Annotated in this window: 1 protein-coding gene; it reads left to right on the forward strand. The window is 64.6% G+C overall.

The window, feature by feature from the left end; genetic code table 11:
* The first annotated feature begins 70 nt into the window (after positions 1–70).
* The gene (locus tag IE271_RS41010) at positions 71–1153 is read left to right on the forward strand and encodes an IS630 family transposase (RefSeq protein ID WP_229919997.1); all 1083 of its coding nucleotides are present in this window, start codon (positions 71–73) and stop codon (positions 1151–1153) included.
* Positions 1154–1178: the final 25 nt, after the last annotated feature.

The raw sequence follows: 1178 nt of genomic DNA on the forward strand, positions 1-1178 counted from the left end.
GCTAGTGTCTCGTGATTCCGTCAGCGTTACTTGATCTTGTGTGGCAGGGTCTCTTGGTATGGAGCTCTCCGTGGAACAGGCCGCCGAGTTGCGGGAGTTGGTCAACAGCAGGGACGTGCCTGCGGATATAGCCACGCGGGGCCGGATCGTGCTGTGGTCGGGCGAGGGGCGTCGACGCAAGGACATTGCCGAGCTGCTCGGGGTGTCGCTGCCGACGGTGGACCGCTGGAAGACCCGCTATGCCGAACAGGGCCTGGCCGGCCTGGAAGGGGAGCGTCCCGGTGGCGCGCGGGAACAGGTACCGGCCCGGGTGCGGTCCCGGGTGATCGCGCTGACGCGTATGACGCCGCCGGAGGGCACGGGGCTTTCGCACTGGTCCACCCGGGAGTTGGCGAAGTACCTGGAGCGGACCGAGAACATCACCGTGTCCTGGCACTACGTCGCACGTGTCTGGCGGGAGGAGCACCTGAAGCCGCACCGGTCCGGCACCTTCAAGATTTCCAAAGATGCCGCGTTCGCGGAGAAGGTGGCCGATGTGATCGGTCTGTATCTGGCCCCGCCGGGCGGTGCGGTGGTCCTCTCGATCGACGAGAAGACGCAGATCCAGGCGCTGGACCGGACCCAGCCGGTGCTGCCCGTCGCGTTCGCGGCGAGCGAGAAGCGCACCGCCGACTACGTCCGGCACGGCACCACGAACCTGTTCGCCGCTCTGAACGTGGGCACCGGCGAAGTGCTCGGCGAGTGCAGGCCGACCCGGAACGGCAAGGATTTCCTGGCCTTCCTGAAGAAGGCGGTGAAACCGCACTCCGGGAAGGACATCCATGTCGTCCTGGACAACCTCTCCACGCACACCACCCCGGAGGTCAAGGAGTGGCTGGCCAAGAACCCCCGCGTCCACTTCCACTTCACTCCCATCGGCTCCTCGTGGCTGAACCAGATCGAGATCTGGTTCGGAATCCTGACCCGGCAGTCCATCCGCCGCGGCACGTTCTCCAGCGTCAACGTCCTGATCAAACAGATCCGCGACTACATCAACTCCTGGAACGAGAGCGCGAAACCGTTCACCTGGACCGCGACCGCCGGCGAGGTCCTCGCGAAGGTCAGGTTCGTCGCGGCCAACGTGAAGAAACTCGTCAATAACAACTCGAACTGACATGAACAGGATCACGAGACACTAG

The sequence above is a fragment of the Streptomyces minutiscleroticus genome (assembly GCF_014650875.1).
GTDB lineage: Bacteria > Actinomycetota > Actinomycetes > Streptomycetales > Streptomycetaceae > Streptomyces > Streptomyces minutiscleroticus.